The sequence below is a fragment of the Streptomyces sp. SD15 genome (assembly GCF_054462255.1).
Window position 1 is genome coordinate 1 of record NZ_JBTLMO010000013.1, and the last position, 20,100, is coordinate 20,100.

15 protein-coding genes and 1 rRNA gene are annotated in these 20,100 nt (G+C 69.6%); 9 read left to right on the forward strand and 7 right to left on the reverse strand.

The genetic code is table 11. The features are described from left to right. Positions 1-151: 151 nt before the first annotated feature. Positions 152-268 (forward strand): 5S ribosomal RNA (gene rrf, locus ACX28W_RS14960). A 97-nt stretch (positions 269-365) separates the two neighbouring features. On the opposite strand, the gene ACX28W_RS14965 is transcribed toward rrf, so the two are convergent. From ACX28W_RS14965 to ACX28W_RS14985, 5 genes are read right to left on the reverse strand one after another with little or no spacing between them, the layout of a single operon-like run. Beyond that, positions 366-1,676 carry a DUF58 domain-containing protein gene (locus ACX28W_RS14965; RefSeq protein WP_458999427.1) on the reverse strand — a complete coding sequence of 437 codons (1,311 nt, stop codon included), beginning with the start codon at positions 1,674-1,676 and terminating at the stop codon, positions 366-368. Continuing rightward, entirely contained in the window at positions 1,676-2,665 is a 990-nt protein-coding gene (locus ACX28W_RS14970) for an AAA family ATPase (RefSeq protein ID WP_458999587.1), read from the reverse strand. Before ACX28W_RS14970 ends, ACX28W_RS14965 begins: the two co-directional genes overlap by 1 nt. Continuing rightward, positions 2,665-3,855, reverse strand: a complete 1,191-nt coding sequence (locus tag ACX28W_RS14975) for a DUF4350 domain-containing protein (protein WP_458999428.1) — start codon at positions 3,853-3,855, stop codon at positions 2,665-2,667. Before ACX28W_RS14975 ends, ACX28W_RS14970 begins: the two co-directional genes overlap by 1 nt. Continuing rightward, entirely contained in the window at positions 3,852-4,601 is a 750-nt protein-coding gene (locus tag ACX28W_RS14980) for a DUF4129 domain-containing protein (RefSeq protein ID WP_458999429.1), read from the reverse strand. The genes ACX28W_RS14975 and ACX28W_RS14980 overlap by 4 nt, the downstream gene beginning before the upstream one ends. Positions 4,602-4,605: 4 nt before the next feature. Beyond that, on the reverse strand, positions 4,606-5,970 hold the full coding sequence (locus ACX28W_RS14985) for a glycerophosphoryl diester phosphodiesterase membrane domain-containing protein (RefSeq protein WP_458999430.1): 1,365 nt from the start codon (positions 5,968-5,970) through the stop codon (positions 4,606-4,608). A gap of 140 nt (positions 5,971-6,110) precedes the next feature. Between ACX28W_RS14985 and mtnA the strand changes: the two genes are divergently transcribed. The 7 genes from mtnA to ACX28W_RS15020 all read left to right on the forward strand — a co-directional run bounded on the left by mtnA (position 6,111) and on the right by ACX28W_RS15020 (position 14,954). Next, positions 6,111-7,256, forward strand: coding sequence for an S-methyl-5-thioribose-1-phosphate isomerase (gene mtnA / locus ACX28W_RS14990; RefSeq protein WP_458999431.1), 1,146 nt, complete (start codon positions 6,111-6,113; stop codon positions 7,254-7,256). An 8-nt stretch (positions 7,257-7,264) separates the two neighbouring features. Beyond that, on the forward strand, positions 7,265-7,954 hold the full coding sequence (mtrA, locus tag ACX28W_RS14995; protein ID WP_187284748.1) for a two-component system response regulator MtrA: 690 nt from the start codon (positions 7,265-7,267) through the stop codon (positions 7,952-7,954). A gap of 1 nt (position 7,955) precedes the next feature. Then, positions 7,956-10,034 (forward strand): MtrAB system histidine kinase MtrB, encoded by a 2,079-nt coding sequence (mtrB, locus tag ACX28W_RS15000; protein WP_458999432.1) that lies wholly within the window; start codon positions 7,956-7,958, stop codon positions 10,032-10,034. Continuing rightward, positions 10,024-11,868 (forward strand): LpqB family beta-propeller domain-containing protein, encoded by a 1,845-nt coding sequence (locus ACX28W_RS15005; protein WP_458999433.1) that lies wholly within the window; start codon positions 10,024-10,026, stop codon positions 11,866-11,868. Before mtrB ends, ACX28W_RS15005 begins: the two co-directional genes overlap by 11 nt. Before the next feature lie 137 nt (positions 11,869-12,005). After that, a complete protein-coding gene (locus tag ACX28W_RS15010; RefSeq protein ID WP_458999434.1) occupies positions 12,006-12,995 on the forward strand; it encodes a ComF family protein in 990 nt (329 codons plus the stop codon). 313 nt (positions 12,996-13,308) lie between these two features. Next, entirely contained in the window at positions 13,309-14,001 is a 693-nt protein-coding gene (gene hpf, locus ACX28W_RS15015; RefSeq protein WP_458999435.1) for a ribosome hibernation-promoting factor, HPF/YfiA family, read from the forward strand. Positions 14,002-14,210: 209 nt separating this feature from the next. Beyond that, a complete protein-coding gene (locus tag ACX28W_RS15020) occupies positions 14,211-14,954 on the forward strand; it encodes a response regulator (RefSeq protein ID WP_458999436.1) in 744 nt (247 codons plus the stop codon). A 5-nt stretch (positions 14,955-14,959) separates the two neighbouring features. Here ACX28W_RS15020 and ACX28W_RS15025 read toward each other — a convergent pair whose 3' ends face one another. Then, entirely contained in the window at positions 14,960-16,162 is a 1,203-nt protein-coding gene (locus ACX28W_RS15025) for a winged helix-turn-helix domain-containing protein (protein WP_458999437.1), read from the reverse strand. A 195-nt stretch (positions 16,163-16,357) separates the two neighbouring features. Further along, positions 16,358-16,942, reverse strand: coding sequence for a GNAT family N-acetyltransferase (locus ACX28W_RS15030; protein WP_458999438.1), 585 nt, complete (start codon positions 16,940-16,942; stop codon positions 16,358-16,360). A 245-nt stretch (positions 16,943-17,187) separates the two neighbouring features. Here ACX28W_RS15030 and secA point away from each other — a divergent pair, with 245 nt between their 5' ends. Beyond that, positions 17,188-20,004: a preprotein translocase subunit SecA gene (gene secA, locus ACX28W_RS15035; RefSeq protein ID WP_458999439.1), complete on the forward strand. Its 2,817-nt coding sequence runs from the start codon at positions 17,188-17,190 to the stop codon at positions 20,002-20,004. The last annotated feature ends 96 nt before the right edge of the window (positions 20,005-20,100 follow it).

Sequence of the window (20,100 nt, forward strand, 5' to 3'; positions counted from 1 at the left end):
GGAAGGCGGGTAACCGCTGGAGGTGACTGGTACTAATAGGCCGAGGGCTTGTCCTCAGTTGCTCGCGTCCACTGTGTTGGTTCTGAAACCACGAACAACCCCATGCCCGGGGCCACCGGGTGTGGTGCGGTAGTTGATTGTTTCATAGTGTTTCGGTGGTCATAGCGTGAGGGAAACGCCCGGTTACATTCCGAACCCGGAAGCTAAGCCTCACAGCGCCGATGGTACTGCAGGGGGGACCCTGTGGGAGAGTAGGACGCCGCCGAACTAATTGTAGAGAAAACCCCTGTACCGGGAATCCGGTACAGGGGTTTTCTGCGTTCAGGGGGCCTCTTGAGACAAGAGGCCCCCTTTCTCGTTTGCTCTTACAGTCGTCCTGCGGCTTTGAGCGCCAGATACGCATCCGCGAGCGCAGGAGCCAGGTCGTCCGGAGTGGCGTCGACGACGGTGACTCCATGGCGCCGCAGCTGTTCGGCAGTGCGGTGGCGTTCCGCCTGGGCCTGGGCCGCGGCTGCTGCTTCGTACACCGCGTCGGTGGTTCCCCGAGCTGTCGCCATATGCGCGATGTGTGGGTCTGCCACTGATGCGACCAGGACTGTGTGGCGCTGGGTGAGACGGGAGAGTACGGGAAGTAGGCCCTCCTCGACGGGGGCTGCGTCGAGGCTGGTCAGAAGCACGATCAGGGAGCGACGTGGGGCCGTACGGAGTGCTGTGGCGGTGAGGCCGCGTGCGTCCGTCTCGACGAGTTCCGGTTCCAGGGTCGCCATCACGTTGACCAGGGACGGGAGGACGTCGCCCGCCGCGCGGCCCTGGACGAGGGCGCGTACCCGGCGGTCGTATGCGAGAAGGTCGACGCGGTCGCCGGCCCGGGAGGCCAAGGCGGCGAGGAGAAGCGCCGCGTCCATGGAGGCGTCGAGGCGTGGGGCATTCCCCACGCGGCCTGCCGACGTACGGCCGGTGTCGAGGACCAGGAGGATGTGGCGATCGCGTTCGGGGCGCCAGGTGCGGACGGCGACCGTGGTCTGGCGGGCCGTGGCGCGCCAGTCGATGGAGCGGGTGTCGTCGCCGGGGACGTACTCGCGGAGGCTGTCGAATTCCGTTCCTTCGCCGCGGGTCAGCACGCTGGTGCGGCCGTCGAGTTCGCGGAGCCGGGCCAGTTTGGAGGGGAGATGCTTGCGGCTGGTGAACGGCGGCAGGACGCGTACCGTCCAGGGGACTTTGTGGCTGCCCTGGCGGGAGAAGAGGCCGAGGGGGCCGTAGGAGCGGATGGTGACGCGGTCCGCTTGGCGGTCGCCGCGGCGGCTGGGGCGCAGGCGGGTGGTGAGGCGACGGCGCTCGCCCGCGGGGACCGTCAGATGGTGGCGCGAGGCGGTGACCTCGGTTCCTGGCTCCCAGCTGCTGGGTGGCCAGGCGTCGCGGAGGTGGGCGCGCAGAGGGCGGCCGGAGGGGTTGGTGAGGGTCAGGGTGACCTCGGCGGTTTCTCCTAGGCGTGTCGAGGTGTCGCCGGAGCGGGTCAGACCGAGGCGGCGTACGGGTGCGGCCAGGGCGGCGTCGCAGGCGCAGGCCAGGGCCAGGGGAGCGTTCACGGCGAGTATGCCCAGCCAGCTCGGTTCCCAGATGCCGACCGGCAGTGTGCCGAGGGCCGCCAGGAGGGCGGCGCGTCCGGTGAGTGCCATCAGCGGGGTACGGGAACGTGGGCGAGGATCGCGTTGATGACGGAGTCGGCCGTCACGCCCTCCATCTCGGCCTCGGGACGGAGCTGGATCCGGTGGCGGAGTGTGGGGAGAGCCAGGGCCTTGACGTCGTCGGGGATGACGTAGTCGCGGCCGGTCAGCCAGGCCCAGGCGCGGGCTGTGGCGAGGAGGGCCGTCGCGCCGCGCGGGGAGACGCCGAGAGTGAGGGACGGCGATTCTCGGGTGGCGCGGCAGATGTCGACCACGTAGCCGGTGATTTCGGGGGAGACGGCTGTCTTGGCGACGGCGGCGCGGGCGGCTTCCAGGTCGGCGGGGCCCGCTACGGGGCGTACGCCGGCGGCGCGCAGGTCGCGCGGGTTGAAGCCCTCGGCGTGCCGGGTGAGGACGTCGATCTCGTCCTGGCGGGACGGGAGAGGGATCGTCAGTTTGAGGAGGAAGCGGTCCAGTTGGGCTTCGGGGAGGGGATACGTTCCCTCGTACTCGACCGGGTTCTGGGTCGCGGCGACCAGGAACGGTTCGGGGAGGAGGCGCGGGGTGCCGTCCACCGTGACCTGGCGTTCCTCCATCGCTTCGAGGAGGGACGACTGGGTCTTGGGCGGGGTGCGGTTGATCTCGTCGGCGAGGAGCAGGTTCGTGAAGACAGGGCCGGGCTGGAAGGAGAACTCTGCGGTGCGAGCGTCGTAGACGAGGGAGCCCGTGATATCGCTCGGCATCAGGTCGGGGGTGAACTGGATGCGTTTGGTGTCGAGTTCCAGCGCGGATGCGAGCGCGCGGACGAGCAACGTTTTGGCGACTCCGGGGACTCCTTCGAGGAGAACGTGCCCGCGGCAGAGGAGGGCGACGACAAGGCCGGTCACGGCGGGGTCCTGGCCGACCACGGCTTTGGCGATCTCGGCGCGCAGGGACTCCAGGGAGGAGCGGGCGGTGCTCGGATCCCCGGCGTACCCGGCGTTGTCAGTGGTCGGGTCCATCATGGACGGCGTACCTCTCTTTCGAGGGCGTCGAGTTGGTCGGCGAGGGAGATGAGGGCTGCGTCGTCGCGGGGCGGGGGGCCGAAGAGGAGGGAATGCAGGGTCTGTCCGTCGCCCTGGAGGCGGGCGGACAGGGCGGGGAGCAGGGCCTCGGGCGCGTGCGCCTGGGCGGGGGATACGCCGACGAGGGGGGCGAGGCGGGTGCGGGTGGTGGCGCGCAGAGCGTTGGCGGCGCGGTCGCGGGCGGCCGCTTTGCGGTAGAGACGGGCGCGGCCTTCGACGGTTTCGGAGGCGCGGATCGCTACCGGGAGGCGTTCGGGTACGAGGGGGCCGAGTCGGCGTGCCCGCCAGAGGGCGGCCAGGGCTGCCGCGACGAAGAGCTGAAGCGTGCCCCAGAGCCAGCCCGAGGGGAGCAGGTCGACAAAGCTTTGGTTGCCCGCGTCGGTGGCCGAGGTGTCGGAGAGTGAGGGGAGGTACCAGACCAAGTGGGGGCGGGAGCCGAGGAGTTGGAGGGCGAGCGAGGCGTTTCCCTGCTCGTCGAGACGGTCGTTGTAGAGGATGTCGGGGGCGCCGATGACGACGGTGTCGCCGTCCCCTTCGAGTGCTGGGATGCGCAGCAGGGTGGGCAGGCCCTCGCTGAGGTAGCACGCGTTGGCGGTGAGATCGGTGGTGTTGTAGCGGACGCCGCCCGTGTCGGCGCTGCCCGCTCGTCGGGCTGCGGGCAGGTCGCAGTCGGGGGAGAGTGTCGAGTCGAAGCTGATCGCGGGGTCGGCGGTGACTCCGGGGACGAGGGCGTCGAGGGAGGGCGACTGGGGGGCGATCAGGATTGTCCGGCCGCCGGAGTTCTCGGTCGCCGTGTGGAGGCCGTCCTGCTGACGGGGAGTCAACAGATCGGGGGCTGCGATGAGGAGAGTGGTGTCGGGGCCGGCCGTGGCGCGGGCCTCGTCGAGGGTGGTGACCACGCGCGTGGAGACACCGCGGTCGCCGAGGAGTTCGGCGGCGGCGCGGCTGCCGTAAGGGTCGGCGGAGCGCGGGTCGAGGCGGCCGTGCTGGGTGCCGGAACGGATCGCGGCGATCGCGACGGCGGCCGCAAGCAGGATCACGATCGCGAGTGTGACACCTCGGGCGCGGGTCCATACCTGCCGGGCAGTGGGCGAGGCAGAGGTGGACGCGAGGGTGGCCCCGGTCATGAGGCGCCCCCCTGGCGGGTGTTGTGGGCCGTGCTGTGGACGCTGCTCGTGAGCACGGGTTTGGTGCGCTCCATGTCGCGGTCGAGCTCGGTGAGTCGGTGGTACGTGCCGGAGTCGGCGGCCCGCCCTCCGTATGTCACGTCGTCGAAGTCCCGGGCCGCGGCGCGCAGTCTGTCCGTGTGGGAGGGCAGGGTGCGTCCCGCTTCGGCGGCTGCCTCGTCCGCGGTGCGGCCGGGGCGCGGATCGAGCAGGGCGCGCTCCTCGAGGGAGCGGACGACGGCGCGCATGCGTTCCTGGACGGCCTGGTTCCAGTGGCCCTGGGCGGCGTGCGCTTCGGCGGCCGCGCGGTGTTCGGCGGCGCTGCGGGGGCGGTCGTCGAAGAGCGCTGCGGACGGTGCGGGAGTGCGGCGTGGGGTGCCGAGGCGCCACCACAGGGCAGCCAACACGGCCAGCACCGCCAGCACGATCACGACAAGTCCGAGCGTTCCGCCGGGAGTAGCGGCGGAGGCGGCGTTGAACAGCTTGCCGACCCAGTCCCAGAAGGCGTTCAGGGCACGCTGGACCAGGCTGGGGTCGTTCTCGTGGTACATCCGCTTGGACAGCTCGCGCTTGGCCGCCTCCCGCGCGGGGTCGCGCGGGATGGTCACCGGTGGTTCGTCGCCGGCGCGCGGCAGCGCGAGGACGGCCGTGGCGCCGGCGTGCGGCAGTGCCAGTGCCGCTGTGAGAACTCCCCCCGTCGGACTCACCGCATCAACTCCCCGGGGTGGTGCCGGGGGTGCTGGGGCCGTAGTCCTGGACCCCGGCGGCGCGGGCCAGGTCGAGGTCGAGGGCCTCGCGGCGGATGCGCTGGTCGATGTAGAGGAGCACGGTGACGCCCGCGGTGATCGGGAAGGTGAGCATGGACCCGATCACCGAGCCGACCCCGCTGACGATGAGGAAGGTCCAGCCGAGGTCGCTGCCGCTGTCGAGGAAGCCGCTGACGCCGTCGCCGCTCAGGGCCGCGGCGAGGAAGGCGAACGGGATCACGACGATCGACGCCACGACGTTGGCGATGATCGTGGCGAGCAGCTGGATGCCGAAGACCCGCCACCAGGAGCCGCGGACGAGCTTCGCGGAGCGGCTCATCGACTTCCGAACGCCCTGCTTCTCGAGCATCAGAGCGGGCGAGGCGAGCGAGAAGCGGATCATCAGCCAGAGGGCGACGACCCCGGCGCCGAGTCCGCCGAGGACAGCGAGTGCGGCGCCGGCGTCGCCCGCGCCGGCGAGCGCGATGATCACGCCCGGCAGAATGCCGATGGCGATGATCGCGCCGGCGATGAGCGGCAGCAGGAAGGTCAGCCCGAACAGCTTCGGCAGCTGAGGTCGGGCGTCGCGCCAGGCCTCGGTGGTGGTCACCGACTTGCCGAGCACCGCGCGGCTGGTCACGGAGGTGAGCAGGGCCGTCGCGATGATGGTGCCGAGCAGGGTGATGAGCAGGACGACGCCGGAGCTGAGCATGGTGTCGCCGAGGGCGCGGCTGAGCTCGCCGACGGTGGCGCTCGGGTCCTCCAGGGCGTCCGTGCCGGCGCTGTCATCCAGGACGAAGCCCTGGAGCAGGATGACCGCGATCTCCGTGACGACCGCGACGGTCAGGGAGATGCCCAGAACCGTGCGCCAGTACGTTCGCATCGTGGAGACCGCGCCGTCGAGGATCTCGCCGACGCCGAGAGGGCGCAGCGGGATCACGCCGGGCTTGGCCGCGGGCGGCGGCCCGCCCCAGTTGCCGCCCCAACCACTGGGTCCTCCTGGGCCTCCGTAGCCACCGGGGCCTCCCCAGCCGCCGTATCCGCCGCCCTGGCCTCCGTGGCTGCCCGGGCCGCCGGGGTGTTGGCCGCCCCAGCCCTGGCCGGGTGGTGGTGGCGGTGGCGGTGGGGTCTGGCCGGGGCTGTGGGGGCTGGGAGCGGACCACTGGCTGGGCGGGGGCTGCTCTTTGGACCACTTCGAAGGAGGCTCGGGCTGTTCCGTGCCGCCCTGGTTCGCGGGCTGCTCCGTGGGCTGCGCGGCGCTGGAGTTGTCCGCCTCCTGCCCGTCGGAGGGGGCAGATCCGGGCGAGGCCCAGCCCGGAGTGTCGTTCATCGTCGCTCCTTCACGGTGCCCGTCCGCGGTCGCGGCGGCAGGTTGGCAGCCATCGTGCCACGGTGTGCCCGGCATGGGACCGGCCGCCGTATGGGCTGCACTGCTTCTATTGTCCGCCCGGTACGGGGCAGACTGGGCGGATGGCTGATCAGTACGCGCAATCCCGAGAGAACGACGGGCCGTTGGAGATACCGGCGATCCGCTGGGACGAGCCGCCGGAAGGGCCCGTACTGGTCCTTCTCGACCAGACACGGCTGCCCTCCGAGGAGGTCGAGCTGGTGTGCACGGACGCACCCGCACTGGTGGAGGCGATCGGCACACTGGCCGTGCGCGGGGCGCCGCTGCTGGGTATCGCCGGGGCGTACGGCGTCGCGCTCGCCGCCGCACGTGGCTTCGACGTGGACGAAGCGGCTCGCGCGCTGGCAGGTGCCCGGCCCACCGCGGTGAACCTCGCTGTCGGCGTGCGCAGGGCGCAGGCGGCGTACCGTGCCGCGCTGTCGGGTGGTGGCGACCGGCAGCAGGCCGCCGGGGCAGCGCTCGCGGCGGCGCGGGCGTTGCACCGCGAGGATGCCGAGGCCAGTGCGCGGATGGCAGAGCACGGCCTGGCGCTGCTCGACGAGCTGCTGCCGGGCGGTGGCCATCGGATCCTGACCCACTGCAACACGGGGGCGCTGGTGTCCGGTGGGGAGGGGACGGCGTTCGCGGTGGCTCTCGCGGCGCATCGGGCGGGGCAGCTGCGGCGGCTCTGGGTGGACGAAACGCGTCCTTTGCTGCAAGGTGCTCGCCTGACGGCTTACGAGGCGGCGCGCAACGGAATGGCGTACACCTTGCTCACGGACAACGCGGCGGGATCACTGTTCGCGGCGGGGGAGGTGGACGCGGTGCTCATCGGGGCCGATCGGATCGCGGCCGACGGTTCGGTCGCGAACAAGGTGGGGAGCTATCCGCTCGCGGTGCTGGCCCGGTATCACCATGTGCCGTTCATCGTGGTGGCGCCGGTGACGACGGTGGACCCGGACACCCCGGACGGAGCGTCCATCGAGATCGAGCAGCGTGCAGGTCATGAAGTGACCGAGATCACGGCGCCGCAGGTGCCGGTGGCGGGAGCGGAAGCGGGCGGCGGGATACCGGTGGCACCCCTGGGAACCCAGGCGTACAACCCGGCGTTCGATGTGACGCCGCCCGAGTTGGTGACAGCGATCGTCACCGAAGAGGGCGCCGTGGCGCCCGTGACGGCTGAGGCGCTCGCCGAGCTGTGTGACAGGTCACGCCAGGTAACGATTTAGTTAATGGGATGATGTCGTTTATGAAGGGACGAGTCCTTGTCGTCGATGACGACACCGCACTGGCCGAGATGCTCGGCATTGTGTTGCGTGGTGAAGGTTTTGAGCCGTCTTTCGTAGCCGACGGCGACAAGGCGCTGGCCGCTTTCCGTGAGAGCAAGCCCGATCTGGTGCTCCTGGACCTGATGCTTCCCGGCCGGGACGGTATCGAGGTGTGCCGCCTGATCAGGGCGGAGTCCGGGGTGCCGATCGTGATGCTCACAGCGAAGAGCGACACCGTCGATGTCGTGGTCGGCCTCGAGTCGGGTGCCGACGACTACATCGTGAAGCCGTTCAAGCCAAAGGAGCTGGTTGCGCGGATCAGGGCGCGCCTTCGGAGGTCGGAGGAGCCTGCGCCCGAGCAGCTGGCCATAGGTGACCTCGTCATCGATGTCGCCGGTCACTCTGTGAAGCGGGACGGGCAGTCGATCGCGCTGACGCCCCTGGAGTTCGATCTGCTGGTGGCGCTGGCCCGCAAGCCGTGGCAGGTGTTCACGCGGGAGGTGCTCCTCGAGCAGGTGTGGGGCTACCGGCACGCGGCGGACACCCGCCTGGTCAATGTCCACGTCCAGCGGCTGCGCTCCAAGGTCGAGAAGGACCCGGAGCGGCCGGAGATCGTGGTGACCGTCCGTGGCGTCGGTTACAAGGCCGGACCGAGCTGACATGTCCCGGGACAGTGCCGCTTCGGCTCCCGGTGAGTCGGGGGTCCGCTCGGGGCGGCCTGTCGGCCGGAAGGTGACGGGCTCCCGCTGGGCCCGGTTCGTGGAGGGCGGGCTGCTGCAGGGCGGGGTCCAGGGCAGCCCGGTCCTTCGGCTGTTCATGCGCTGGGTGCGCCGTCCGCTGCTGCCCGTGATGCGGCTGTGGCGGCGCAACATCCAGCTCAAGATCGTTGTCACGACGCTGCTGATGTCGCTGGGCGTCGTGCTGCTGCTCGGCTTCGTCGTCATCGGGCAGGTGCGCAACGGTCTGCTGGACGCCAAGGTGAAGGCGTCGCAGAGCCAGGCCACGGGAGGTTTCTCGGTGGCCAAGCAGAAGGCGGACTCGGCCGCGACGGCGAACGGCGACGACGGTTCGAGCGCCGACGCCCGCTCGTCCACGAACGTCAGTCAGTGGATGAGCGACCTCGTGGTGTCCCTCTCCAGCGGTGGCCAGGGCGCGTTCGACGTGGTGACGCTCAGCTCCACCGCGGCCGGCAACGGCGGCGCCGGGCTCGGACCGCGTTACTCGGGCAATGTCGATCCGACGGTGAGCGTGCCGGAGGACCTGCGCGCACGCGTCGACAGCAGCACGCTGGCGGCTCAGAGCTACACCCGTGTCGTCTACAAGGACGACAAGGATTCGCAGCCGGCGCTGGTCATCGGCAAGCAGGTCAACGACCCCAACGGAGACCCGTACCAGCTCTACTACCTCTTCCCGCTGACGCAGGAGGAGAAGTCGCTGAGCCTGGTCAAGGGGACGCTCGCGACGGCCGGACTGTTCGTCGTGGTGCTGCTGGGGGCCATCGCCTGGCTTGTGGTGCGCCAGGTCGTCACCCCGGTCCGGATGGCGGCGGGGATCGCCGAGCGGCTGTCCGCGGGGCGGCTGCAGGAACGGATGAAGGTCACTGGCGAGGACGACATCGCGCGTCTGGGCGAGGCCTTCAACAAGATGGCGCAGAACTTGCAGTTGAAGATCCAGCAGCTGGAGGACCTGTCGCGGATGCAGCGGCGGTTCGTGTCCGATGTGTCGCACGAGCTGCGTACGCCGCTGACGACCGTCCGGATGGCGGCAGACGTCATCCACGACGCGCGCGTGGACTTCGATCCGGTGACCGCCAGGTCGGCCGAGCTGCTCGCCGATCAGCTGGACCGGTTCGAGACGCTGCTGGCGGATCTGCTGGAGATCAGCCGGTTCGACGCGGGCGCGGCGGCGCTGGAGGCCGAGGCGATAGACCTCAGGGAAGTCGTACGTCGTGTGGTCAGCGGGGCCGCGCCGCTCGCCGAGCGCAAGGGCACGCGGATACAGGTCGTCGGCGACCAGCAGCCGGTGGTTGCCGAGGCGGATGCCCGGCGGGTGGAGCGGGTGCTGCGCAATCTCGTCGTCAACGCCGTGGAGCACGGCGAGGGCAAGGACGTGGTGGTCAAGCTCGCGGCGGCGGGCGGGGCGGTCGCGGTCGCGGTGCGCGACTACGGCGTCGGCCTCAAGCCCGGCGAGGCGACCAGGGTGTTCAGCCGCTTCTGGCGGGCGGACCCGGCACGCGCGCGTACCACCGGTGGCACGGGTCTTGGGCTGTCCATCGCTCTGGAGGACGCCCGGCTGCACGGCGGCTGGCTGCAGGCGTGGGGTGAGCCGGGCGGTGGTTCGCAGTTCCGGCTGACGCTGCCGCGGACCGCGGACGAGTCGCTGCGAGGGTCCCCGATACCCCTGGAGCCCAAGGACTCGCGGCGTAATCGTGGACTTAATGACGCGGGACTGCCCCTCGGAGGCAGTGGCAAGCTCGCCACGGTGCCGGTGCAGACCGCGGGAGGCAATGGGGCACCGGCACGGGCGCCCATGGTGCCGCGGCTGGCCGGGGCGTCGCCCACGGCCGATCCGACGGCGCTGCCGGGCAACGGCGCGCGCGTGGTGCCGCGGCCCGCAGGGGCCGCGCGACGGCCCGACGGTGCGGCTGCCGCAGGTGGGGAGCGGACCGTGGAAGAGCGCGGCCGGGACAGCAGCGAGCCCGAGGAGCTCGGACAAGGGGAGGCATTTCGTGGGCGCTGACCGCGAGGGGAGCGGCCATCGGCGCCGCGGGCGCGTGGGGGCGTACGTCGGCTGCGGTGCGCTGTTGCTGACCGGGTGCGCCTCGATGCCGGACAGCGGGGATCTGCGCGGGGTGGAGTCCACGCCGAGGCCGGACTCGCAGGTCCGGGTCTTCGCGATGCCACCGCGCGAGGATGCCCCGCCGGCGGAGATCGTGCAGGGCTTCCTGGAGGCGTTGACCAGTGATGACGCGCAGTACGAGACGGCGCGCAAGTATCTGACGGCAGGTGCCCGCAAGGCCTGGGATCCGTACCGCTCCACGACCGTCCTCGCGGACGGGCCGAACACCGAGTCCGAGCGCGCGGGGACCAGGGAGGGCAGCGACGACGACTACTCGTACGCCCTGTCCGGCAGAAAGGTCGCCACGGTGGACGGGCAGCACGCGTACGCGCCGGACTCGGGCTCGTACAGCAAGACGGTGCACCTCTCCCTGCAGAAGGACAGCAAGCAGTGGCGCATCGACGGGCTGCCGCAGGGTGTGGTGATGGGCCAGTCCGACTTCCAGCGCAACTATGTGTCCGTCAACAAGTACTACTTCGCCTCGAACGCGCCTTCGGGGACGGGCCGACAGCTGGGGACCGTCGCCGATCCGGTCTATGTGCGGGGGGAGGTGGCCCCGATGACGGAGATGGTCCGGGCGCTCCTGAAGGGCCCCACACGCTGGTTGGACCCGGTGGTGACGTCCAGCTTCCCCTCCGGCACGGAGCTGGAGAAGGACGTCACGTCGCTGTCGCCGGACGACCGGAACAGGGTGACGGTTCCGCTGAACAAGAAGGCCGACCGGGTCGGAGAGGCCCAGTGCGACAGGATGGCGGCCCAACTCCTCTTCACCCTGCAGGACCTGACGCCCACGGGGGTCGACGAGGTGGAGCTGCAGCGGTCCAACGGCTCGCAGTTGTGTGTGCTCACCGAGGACCGGGCGGAGATCATCGCCTCGCACGGTACGGGCAAGCGGCCCGAGTACCAGTACTTCATCGACGGGAAGCAGCGGCTCGTGCGGCTGCCCAGCGGCAACGGCGACAAGCAGCCCGAGCCGGTGCCCGGTGCGCTGGGTGAGGGCGACAAGAAGCTGCGGGCGGCCGCGGTGTCGCGGGACGAGGACAGTGCGGCCGGGGTGTCGACCGACGGGAGTTCGCTGTACGTCGGTTCGCTGGTGTCGGGCGCCTCGCTCGGGGACGCGGTGCTGCACAGCCAGGGCAAGACGGAGGACGACCGGCTGACGACGCCCAGTTGGGACGGGCGGGGCGACCTGTGGGTGGCCGACCGCGATCCGAAGAACCCCCGGCTGCTGTTGCTGGAGAAGGGCGCGGGCGATCCGCTGGAGGTCACTGCGCCGGGGCTCGATGGGCGCGTCGAGGCGGTGCGGGTGGCCGCCGACGGGGCGCGGATCGCGCTGATAGTCGAGAAGGACGGCAAGAGTTCGCTGCAGGTCGGACGCATCGAGCGCGACACCAAGTCCGGAGAGCGGCCCGTCATCTCGATCCTTGAACTGCGCTCCGTGGCACCGCAGCTGGAGGAGGTCACGGCCATGTCGTGGGCCGGGGACAGCCGGCTTGTCGTCGTCGGGCGCGAGTCCGGTGGGGTGCAGCAGATGCGGTACGTCCAGGTCGACGGCTCCACTCCGGGAAACCAGGCGCCCTCCGCGTTGACAGGGGTGAAGGAGATCGCCGCGTCCGAGGACGATCGGCTGCCGCTGGTGGCGCACTCCGAGGAGGACGGGATCGTGCGGCTGTCGTCCGGGGAGCAGTGGCAGAAGGTCGTCAAGGAGGGCACGGCGCCGGTTTATCCCGGGTAGACCCGCGTGTTCGTCAGGGGATGGGCCCGCTCGCTTCTGGGCGGGCCTCACCCTGGCGGGTGACGGCTGTGGAGTTGTCCACAGGGCGTTGTCCACAGGGGTGGCCGGTCGGCCCGCGCGTTGGCACAGTGGTGGGCATGCGGGGGTGGTGGCAGGACCTCACCGATCTGGTGCTGCCGGCCGAGTGCGGAGGCTGCGGACGGCTTCGCACGGTGCTCTGTCCGGAGTGCCGTGCCGCTCTGAGCGGGGCCGCACCACGCCGGGTGCGACCGGATCCGGAGCCGCCTGGGCTGCCGGTGGTGCATGCGGCGGCCCCTTACGAGGACGAGATGCGCGCGGCACTTCTCGCCCACAAGGAACGGGGGGCGTTGACACTCGCGGCACCGCTCGGAGCGGCCCTGGCGGGGGCCGTGCGGGCAGGGCTGGGTCAGGTGCGCCTCTCGGCCCAGGAGGGATGGTCTACGGCCCAGGACGGGCTCCTGAGGCGTTGGAGCGGGCCATTGCGGTCCGAGGGTGGTCGGCCGGAGACGGGTGGTGGGCAGTCGTGGTGTCAGGGCGGTCGGCCGTCGGGGTCGGGGTCGGTTGTCGACGGAGTCGGTCGAGGGGCTGTGCTGCTTGTTCCCGTGCCGTCGTCGCGGCGGGCGGTGCGGGCGCGGGGCCACGATCCGGCGCGGCGGATCGCGCTCGCGGCGGCGGGGGAACTGCGGCGCACGGGGACGTCGGCCCGTGTGCTGACCGTGCTGCGACAGCGACGCGCCGTGGCGGACCAGTCGGGGCTCAACTCGCGACAGCGGCTGGACAATCTTGCGGGTGCCCTGGAGGTGGCCGCCGGTGGTGCCCGGCTGCTGGCGGGCGGTGGCCGGGTCGTGCTCGTGGACGACTTGATGACGACGGGAGCGTCGTTGACGGAGGCCGCGCGAGCCGTACGGGTGGCGGTGGCGGACGTCGATGCATACGCCGGGACGGTGTGGGAAGCAACGGGGGAACGGACGGTGGAGGTGACGGCAGCCGGTGTGGACCGGACACAAACAGTCCGGGGAATGGCGGGTACGAGCGGAGTCGGCGCCATGATCTGCGCAGCTGTGGTCGCGGCCTCGCCAGCGTCTTTCGAAATAAACCGGAACTGACCGAGAACTTCCATCGTTGCAGGTAATGACCGAGTCAATTCACCTGAACGGAGGTATGCCGCAGTAGAGGGTGACGACATCCGTCCGGGCGAGATATGTTCGGTTGTGAGGCAATGGTGCAGGCCGTACCTTGCGTATCCGAATGCCGTGCTGCGGGTTTCTGAATCACCCGCGGCAATGGGGTGGAGATCTTGCCCATGGGGGAGGAGGAGGTGGAAGTCACCAAGTCCGAGGTTCCGGGACTCACCGGGACCTGGTGCAAAAGGGAGATGCTCCGCCAGTGGAGCGGAGCTATCCGGGAACGGAGTTCTGCGTGGACATCGTCGTCAAGGGCCGCAAGACCGAGGTGCCCGAGCGGTTCCGCAAGCACGTGGCCGAGAAGCTGAAGCTGGAGAAGATCCAGAAGCTCGATGGCAAGGTGATCAGCCTCGACGTCGAGGTGTCCAAGGAGCCCAACCCTCGGCAGGCCGACCGTTGCGACCGAGTGGAGATCACGCTCCACTCCCGTGGTCCGGTGATCCGGGCGGAGGCGGCGGCAAGCGACCCGTATGCAGCACTCGACCTGGCGGCGGACAAACTCGAAGCCCGGCTGCGCAAGCAGCACGACAAGCGCTACACCCGCCGTGGCAACGGCAGGCTCTCGGCCGCCGAGGTCGCCGACCACGTCCCGGGCGCGGCGACGCTGAACGGAAATGGGAGCGTCGTCCACGAGGGCGACATGGACAGCGTGCCGACCAAGAAGATCGGCCCCCTCGAGGTCATGGGCGAAGGCCCCCTCGTCGTCCGCGAGAAGACCCACGTGGCCGCCCCGATGACGCTTGACCAGGCGCTCTACGAGATGGAGCTGGTCGGGCACGACTTCTATCTGTTCGTCGACTCCGAGACGAAGGATCCGAGTGTCGTCTACCGGCGGCACGCGTACGACTACGGCGTCATCCACCTCAGTACGGACCCCATGGTCGCCCAGGCCGAATCGGACGCGCCGGGCGGTGCGCTCGGCGGCTGACCCGCCTCCGGTGACGGCTGAACCGGTGCCCCTGGAGCGTGCGTGCGCCCCCAGGGGCACCGGTGTGCGACCACTTCGCTACCCGCTCTGTCACCGCACTGTCGTCCGGGCATGAAATCATGGCCGGACCGGCCCCAACCGGTGGGCCGTTGCCTTGGGTTGGCGATGGCACGGGAACACGGGCCACGGGCCTTGCAGGGGGAGGAACGATGGCGGACAGCTTCGGACCGATGCGTGACGAGGATGCCGACGCCGTCGTCGGCATGGGCCCGAGTGCGGGCTCTCCACGTAAGGAGCCCATCAGAGTCCTCGTCGTGGACGACCACGCACTCTTCCGCCGCGGTCTGGAGATCGTGCTCGCGGCCGAGGAGGACATCCAGGTCGTCGGCGAGGCGGGTGACGGGGCGGAGGCGGTCGACAAGGCGGCCGACCTGCTCCCGGACATCGTGCTGATGGACGTACGCATGCCGAAACGGGGCGGCATCGAGGCGTGTACCTCCATCAAGGAGGTAGCCCCCAGCGCGAAGATCATCATGCTGACGATCAGCGACGAGGAGGCCGACCTCTACGACGCGATCAAGGCGGGCGCGACCGGTTATCTCCTCAAGGAGATTTCCACGGACGAGGTGGCCACGGCCATTCGCGCGGTGGCGGACGGGCAGTCGCAGATCAGCCCTTCGATGGCGTCGAAACTGCTCACCGAGTTCAAATCGATGATCCAGCGGACGGACGAGCGCCGACTGGTGCCCGCGCCGCGGCTCACGGATCGCGAGCTGGAGGTTCTCAAGCTCGTCGCAACGGGGATGAACAACCGGGATATCGCCAAGGAGTTGTTCATCTCCGAGAACACGGTGAAGAACCACGTGCGCAACATCCTGGAGAAGCTGCAACTGCACTCCAGGATGGAGGCGGTGGTGTACGCGATGCGGGAGAAGATCCTCGAGATCCGTTAGTCGGGTTATGCGAGGATGCGGGACAGCTCTCTGGTGAGCGGGTCGCGCAGCTCCGGGGCGTCCACGCGCTCCACGCGTACGTCCGTGCAGTCCACCCAGCTCGCGGCCTCCACCAAGGCCTGGGCCACCGCGGGGACGGCCTTGGCGCCGTCCAGGGTGACCTGCTTGGCGACCAGGGTGCGGCCTTCGCGGGCGGGGTCCACGCGGCCGACGAGGTGGCCGCCGGCGAGGACCGGCATCGCGAAATAGCCGTACACGCGCTTCGGCTTGGGCGTGTACGCCTCCAGGCGGTGGGTGAAGCCGAAGATCCGCTCCGTCCGAGCCCGCTCCCAGATGAGCGAGTCGAACGGTGACAGCAGTGTCGTACGGTGGCGGCCGCGTGGGGGAGTCTCCAGCGCCTCCGGGTCGGCCCAGGCCGGCTTGCCCCAGCCCTCCACCGTCACCGGGACCAGGCCCGAGTCCGCGATCACCGCGTCGACCTGCTCGCCCTTGAGGCGGTGGTAGTCGGCGATGTCCGCGCGCGTGCCGACGCCCAGGGAGCGGCCCGCCAGATCGACCAGACGGCGCACGCACTCCGTGTCGTCCAGCTCGTCATGGAGCAGCGCGGCGGGGACGGCGCGCTCGGCGAGGTCGTACACCCGCTTCCAGCCGCGGCGCTGGGTGCACACCACCTCGCCGTACATCAGCGCGCGCTCGACGGCCACCTTTGTGCCCGACCAGTCCCACCACTCGCTGGTCCGCTTCGCACCGCCCAACTCCGTGGCGGTGAGGGGGCCTTCGGTACGGAGCTGCTTGATGACCTGGTCGTATGTGCCGTCCGGCAGGGTGTGGTGCCAGTGCGGGCGGGACCTGTAGGCGCGGCGGCGGAAGGCGAAGTGGGGCCACTCCTCGATGGGGAGGATGCAGGCCGCGTGGGACCAGTACTCGAAGGCGTGCGGTCGTGCCGGAGATGCGCCGATGGAATCCGGCGTCCAGTAGGCGGTGTCGACCGTTTTGCGGCCTACGGCGCCCAGGCGGGCGTACGGGATGAGTTCGTGGGAGCGGGCGAGTACGGAGATCGTGTCGAGTTGGACCGCGCCCAGGTGTCGCAGGACTCCGCGGACGCCGCCCCTGCGGTTCGGGGCGCCCAGGAAACCCTGGGCTCGCAGGGCGATGCGGCGGGCCTCGTCGGCGGAGAGTTCTGTGGTGGGACGCGGGAGACTCGTCATGCCCGCACGATAGGGGGTGGCACTGACAATGCGGCTGGCCTGCGGGTTTGTGGGTGTGGGCGGGGGGGTGATTCGCCCCCGCCGCCCCTACCCGTCCCATCCGTATCTGGGGGCTCCGCCCCCAGACCCCCGTTCGGCCTGGACGGCCTCGTCCTCAAACGCCGGACGGGCTGGAGGGTGGCGGCAAGCTTGTCCTCAAGCGCTGGACGGGCTGGAGGGTGGCGGCAAGTACGGGGCTGTTGAGGGGAGGCCCAGGTCTGAGGGGAGGAGGGAGCCTACCCAGCAGTCTCGGCGTACGCCTTTGTTGTTGATGGCGGAGCGGAGGGTGCCTTCCAGGGTGAAGCCCGCTCGTTCGGCCACTGCGCGGGAGCCCTTGTTGCCCACCTCGGCGCGCCATTCCAGCCGGTCGATGCCGAGGTTCGTGAAGGCCCAGCGGGACGCGGTGAGGGTGGCTTCGGTGATGTAGCCGTTGCCGCGGTGCTCCTTGGCCACCCAGAAGCCGACCTCGCCGACGCCCAGGGAGCGCATGGTGATCGCGAGCATGCCCACCAGTTCCCCGGAGGGGACGAAGACGCCGAAGGTGAACACGGAGCCGTCCGCCCAGCCGTCGGGAACCATCTGGTCCGTGAAGCTCGACGCGTGCTCGCGGAGATACGGCGAGGGGATCGTGGTCCAGCGCTGGATGTCGGGGTCCTGTACGGCGTCGTACACGGCGTCGGTGTCGTGGGAGCCCACGGTGCGCAGGAGCAGACGGTCGGTGGTCAGCGTGACGGGGTCCATCGGCTGATTCTGCTCGGGCCGACGGAAGGGCGCCATTATTTTGCAGTGGGTGACGAATCGGTTACTTTTCGCAGCGCTGGCGCGGCACCTTACGCAACCCCTGTCCGTTGTCTTCATGGCTGTCACGGGCAGACCTCCCGGCGCGGTGGGGTCCTCGCTTACGATGGCCGTTGCTCAAGCTGTGATTTGAAACTGTCATGTGAAACCGACCGTCCCAGGCCCGACCGGCAAGGAGACAAACCCCCGTGTCCGTCCTCTCGAAGATCATGCGTGCAGGCGAAGGCAAGATCCTGCGCAAGCTGCACCGCATCGCGGACCAGGTCAACTCCATCGAAGAGGACTTCGTCGACCTCTCCGACGCCGAGCTGCGGGCCCTCACCGATGAGTACAAGCAGCGGTACGCCGACGGTGAAAGCCTCGACGACCTGCTGCCCGAGGCCTTCGCGACGGTGCGCGAGGCCGCCAAGCGCGCCCTTGGCCAGCGTCACTACGACGTGCAGATGATGGGCGGCGCCGCGCTCCACCTCGGCTATGTCGCGGAGATGAAGACGGGTGAGGGCAAGACGCTCGTCGGCACCCTGCCCGCATATCTGAACGCCCTCTCCGGAGACGGCGTTCACCTCATCACGGTCAACGACTACCTGGCCGAGCGCGACTCCGAAATGATGGGCCGCGTCCACAAGTTCCTGGGCCTGAGCGTCGGCTGCATCCTCGCCAACATGACGCCCGCCCAGCGCCGTGAGCAGTACGCGTGCGACATCACCTATGGCACGAACAACGAGTTCGGCTTCGACTACCTGCGCGACAACATGGCGTGGTCGCAGGACGAACTGGTGCAGCGCGGCCACAACTTCGCGATTGTCGACGAGGTCGACTCCATCCTCGTCGACGAGGCCCGTACGCCGCTGATCATCTCCGGCCCGGCCGACCAGGCCACCAAGTGGTACGGCGACTTCGCCAAGCTGGTCACCCGCCTGAAGCGGGGCGAGGCCGGCAACACCCTCAAGGGCATCGAGGAGACCGGGGACTACGAGGTCGACGAGAAGAAGCGCACCGTCGCCATCCACGAGCCCGGCGTCGCCAAGGTCGAGGACTGGCTGGGTATCGACAACCTGTACGAGTCGGTGAACACCCCGCTCGTGGGCTACCTGAACAACGCCATCAAGGCCAAGGAGCTCTTCAAGAAGGACAAGGACTACGTCGTCATCGACGGCGAAGTCATGATCGTCGACGAGCACACCGGCCGTATCCTCGCTGGCCGCCGCTACAACGAGGGCATGCACCAGGCGATCGAGGCGAAGGAAGGGGTGGACATCAAGGACGAGAACCAGACGCTCGCCACGATCACCCTGCAGAACTTCTTCCGCCTCTACGGCAAGCTCTCCGGTATGACCGGTACGGCGATGACCGAGGCCGCCGAGTTCCACCAGATCTACAAGCTCGGCGTCGTTCCGATCCCGACCAACAAGCCGATGGTCCGCAAGGACCAGTCGGACCTGATCTACCGCACCGAGGTCGCCAAGTTCGACGCGGTGGTCGACGACATCGCCGAGAAGCACGAGAAGGGCCAGCCGATCCTCGTCGGTACGACGTCGGTCGAGAAGTCCGAATATCTTTCGCAGCAGCTCTCGAAGCGCGGTATTCAGCACGAAGTGCTGAACGCCAAGCAGCACGACCGGGAGGCGACCATCGTCGCCCAGGCCGGGCGCAGGGGCGCCGTGACCGTCGCCACGAACATGGCCGGTCGCGGTACGGACATCAAGCTCGGTGGCAACCCCGAGGACCTCGCCGAGGCCGAGCTGCGTCAGCGCGGCCTCGACCCCGAGGAGCACATCGAGGAGTGGGCTGCCGCCCTGCCCGCCGCCTTGGAGAAGGCCGAACAGGCCGTCAAGGCGGAGAACGACGAGGTCAAGGACCTCGGCGGGCTCTATGTGCTGGGTACCGAGCGGCACGAGTCCCGTCGTATCGACAACCAGCTGCGCGGTCGCAGCGGCCGTCAGGGCGACCCGGGCGAGTCCCGCTTCTATCTGTCGCTGGGCGACGACCTGATGCGACTCTTCAAGGCTCAGATGGTCGAGCGCGTGATGTCGATGGCGAACGTCCCCGACGACGTGCCGATCGAGAACAAGATGGTCACGCGCGCGATCGCGTCCGCCCAGTCGCAGGTCGAGCAGCAGAACTTCGAGACGCGTAAGAACGTCCTGAAGTACGACGAGGTGCTCAACCGGCAGCGCGAGGTCATCTACGGCGAGCGCCGCCGCGTCCTGGAGGGCGAGGACCTGCAGGAGCAGATCCAGCACTTCATGGACGACACGATCGACGCGTACATCGCGGCCGAGACCGCCGAGGGCTTCGCCGAGGAGTGGGACCTGGACCGGCTGTGGGGCGCCTTCAAGCAGCTCTACCCGGTGAAGGTCACCGTCGACGAGCTGGAGGAGGCGGCCGGTGACCGTGCCGGTCTGACCGCCGACTTCATCTCGGAGTCCATCAAGGACGACATCCACGAGCAGTACGCGGGTCGCGAGGAGCAGCTCGGCTCCGAGATCATGCGGGAGCTCGAGCGCCGGGTCGTGCTCTCCGTGCTGGACCGCAAGTGGCGCGAGCACCTCTACGAGATGGACTACCTCCAGGAGGGCATCGGCCTGCGCGCCATGGCGCAGAAGGACCCGCTGGTCGAGTACCAGCGCGAGGGCTTCGACATGTTCTCCGCCATGATGGACGGCATCAAGGAGGAGTCCGTCGGCTACCTGTTCAACCTGGAGGTCCAGGTCGAGCAGCAGGTCGAGGAGGTTCCGGTCGAGGACACCGCGCCGTCGCTGGAGAAGAAGGAGGACGCCGTCCCCGCGGGTGTGCGTCCCGAGATCCGCGCCAAGGGGCTCGACGCTCCGCAGCGTCCAGACCGGCTGCACTTCTCCGCGCCGACCGTGGACGGCGCGGGCGGCATCGTCGAGGGCGACTTCGCCAGCGACGACGAGGAGCCTGTGCGTTCCGAGGCGGACGGCCTCACGCGCGCGGAGCGCCGCAAGCAGCAGAAGAGCAACGGGCGTCGCCGCAAGAAGTGAAGTGATGCTGGGGTCCCGACCGGGGTCCAGTGGCGGTTTCGTCCGAGAGGGCTGAGCGGTCCGCGGGTTGAGCTGTGAAGGGCCGGGCACCTTGGG

Coding starts and splice junctions, on each gene's coding strand:
- ACX28W_RS14970 (WP_458999587.1), bottom strand. CDS start 2,665: ATGGACCCGACCACTGACAACGCCGGGTACGCCGGGGATCCGAGCACC.
- ACX28W_RS15010 (WP_458999434.1), top strand. CDS start 12,006: ATGCGGGGGTGGTGGCAGGACCTCACCGATCTGGTGCTGCCGGCCGAG.
- ACX28W_RS14975 (WP_458999428.1), bottom strand. CDS start 3,855: ATGACCGGGGCCACCCTCGCGTCCACCTCTGCCTCGCCCACTGCCCGG.
- ACX28W_RS14965 (WP_458999427.1), bottom strand. CDS start 1,676: ATGGCACTCACCGGACGCGCCGCCCTCCTGGCGGCCCTCGGCACACTG.
- ACX28W_RS14985 (WP_458999430.1), bottom strand. CDS start 5,970: ATGAACGACACTCCGGGCTGGGCCTCGCCCGGATCTGCCCCCTCCGAC.
- mtnA (WP_458999431.1), top strand. CDS start 6,111: ATGGCTGATCAGTACGCGCAATCCCGAGAGAACGACGGGCCGTTGGAG.
- mtrA (WP_187284748.1), top strand. CDS start 7,265: ATGATGTCGTTTATGAAGGGACGAGTCCTTGTCGTCGATGACGACACC.
- mtrB (WP_458999432.1), top strand. CDS start 7,956: ATGTCCCGGGACAGTGCCGCTTCGGCTCCCGGTGAGTCGGGGGTCCGC.
- ACX28W_RS15020 (WP_458999436.1), top strand. CDS start 14,211: ATGGCGGACAGCTTCGGACCGATGCGTGACGAGGATGCCGACGCCGTC.
- ACX28W_RS15025 (WP_458999437.1), bottom strand. CDS start 16,162: ATGACGAGTCTCCCGCGTCCCACCACAGAACTCTCCGCCGACGAGGCC.
- ACX28W_RS15030 (WP_458999438.1), bottom strand. CDS start 16,942: ATGGACCCCGTCACGCTGACCACCGACCGTCTGCTCCTGCGCACCGTG.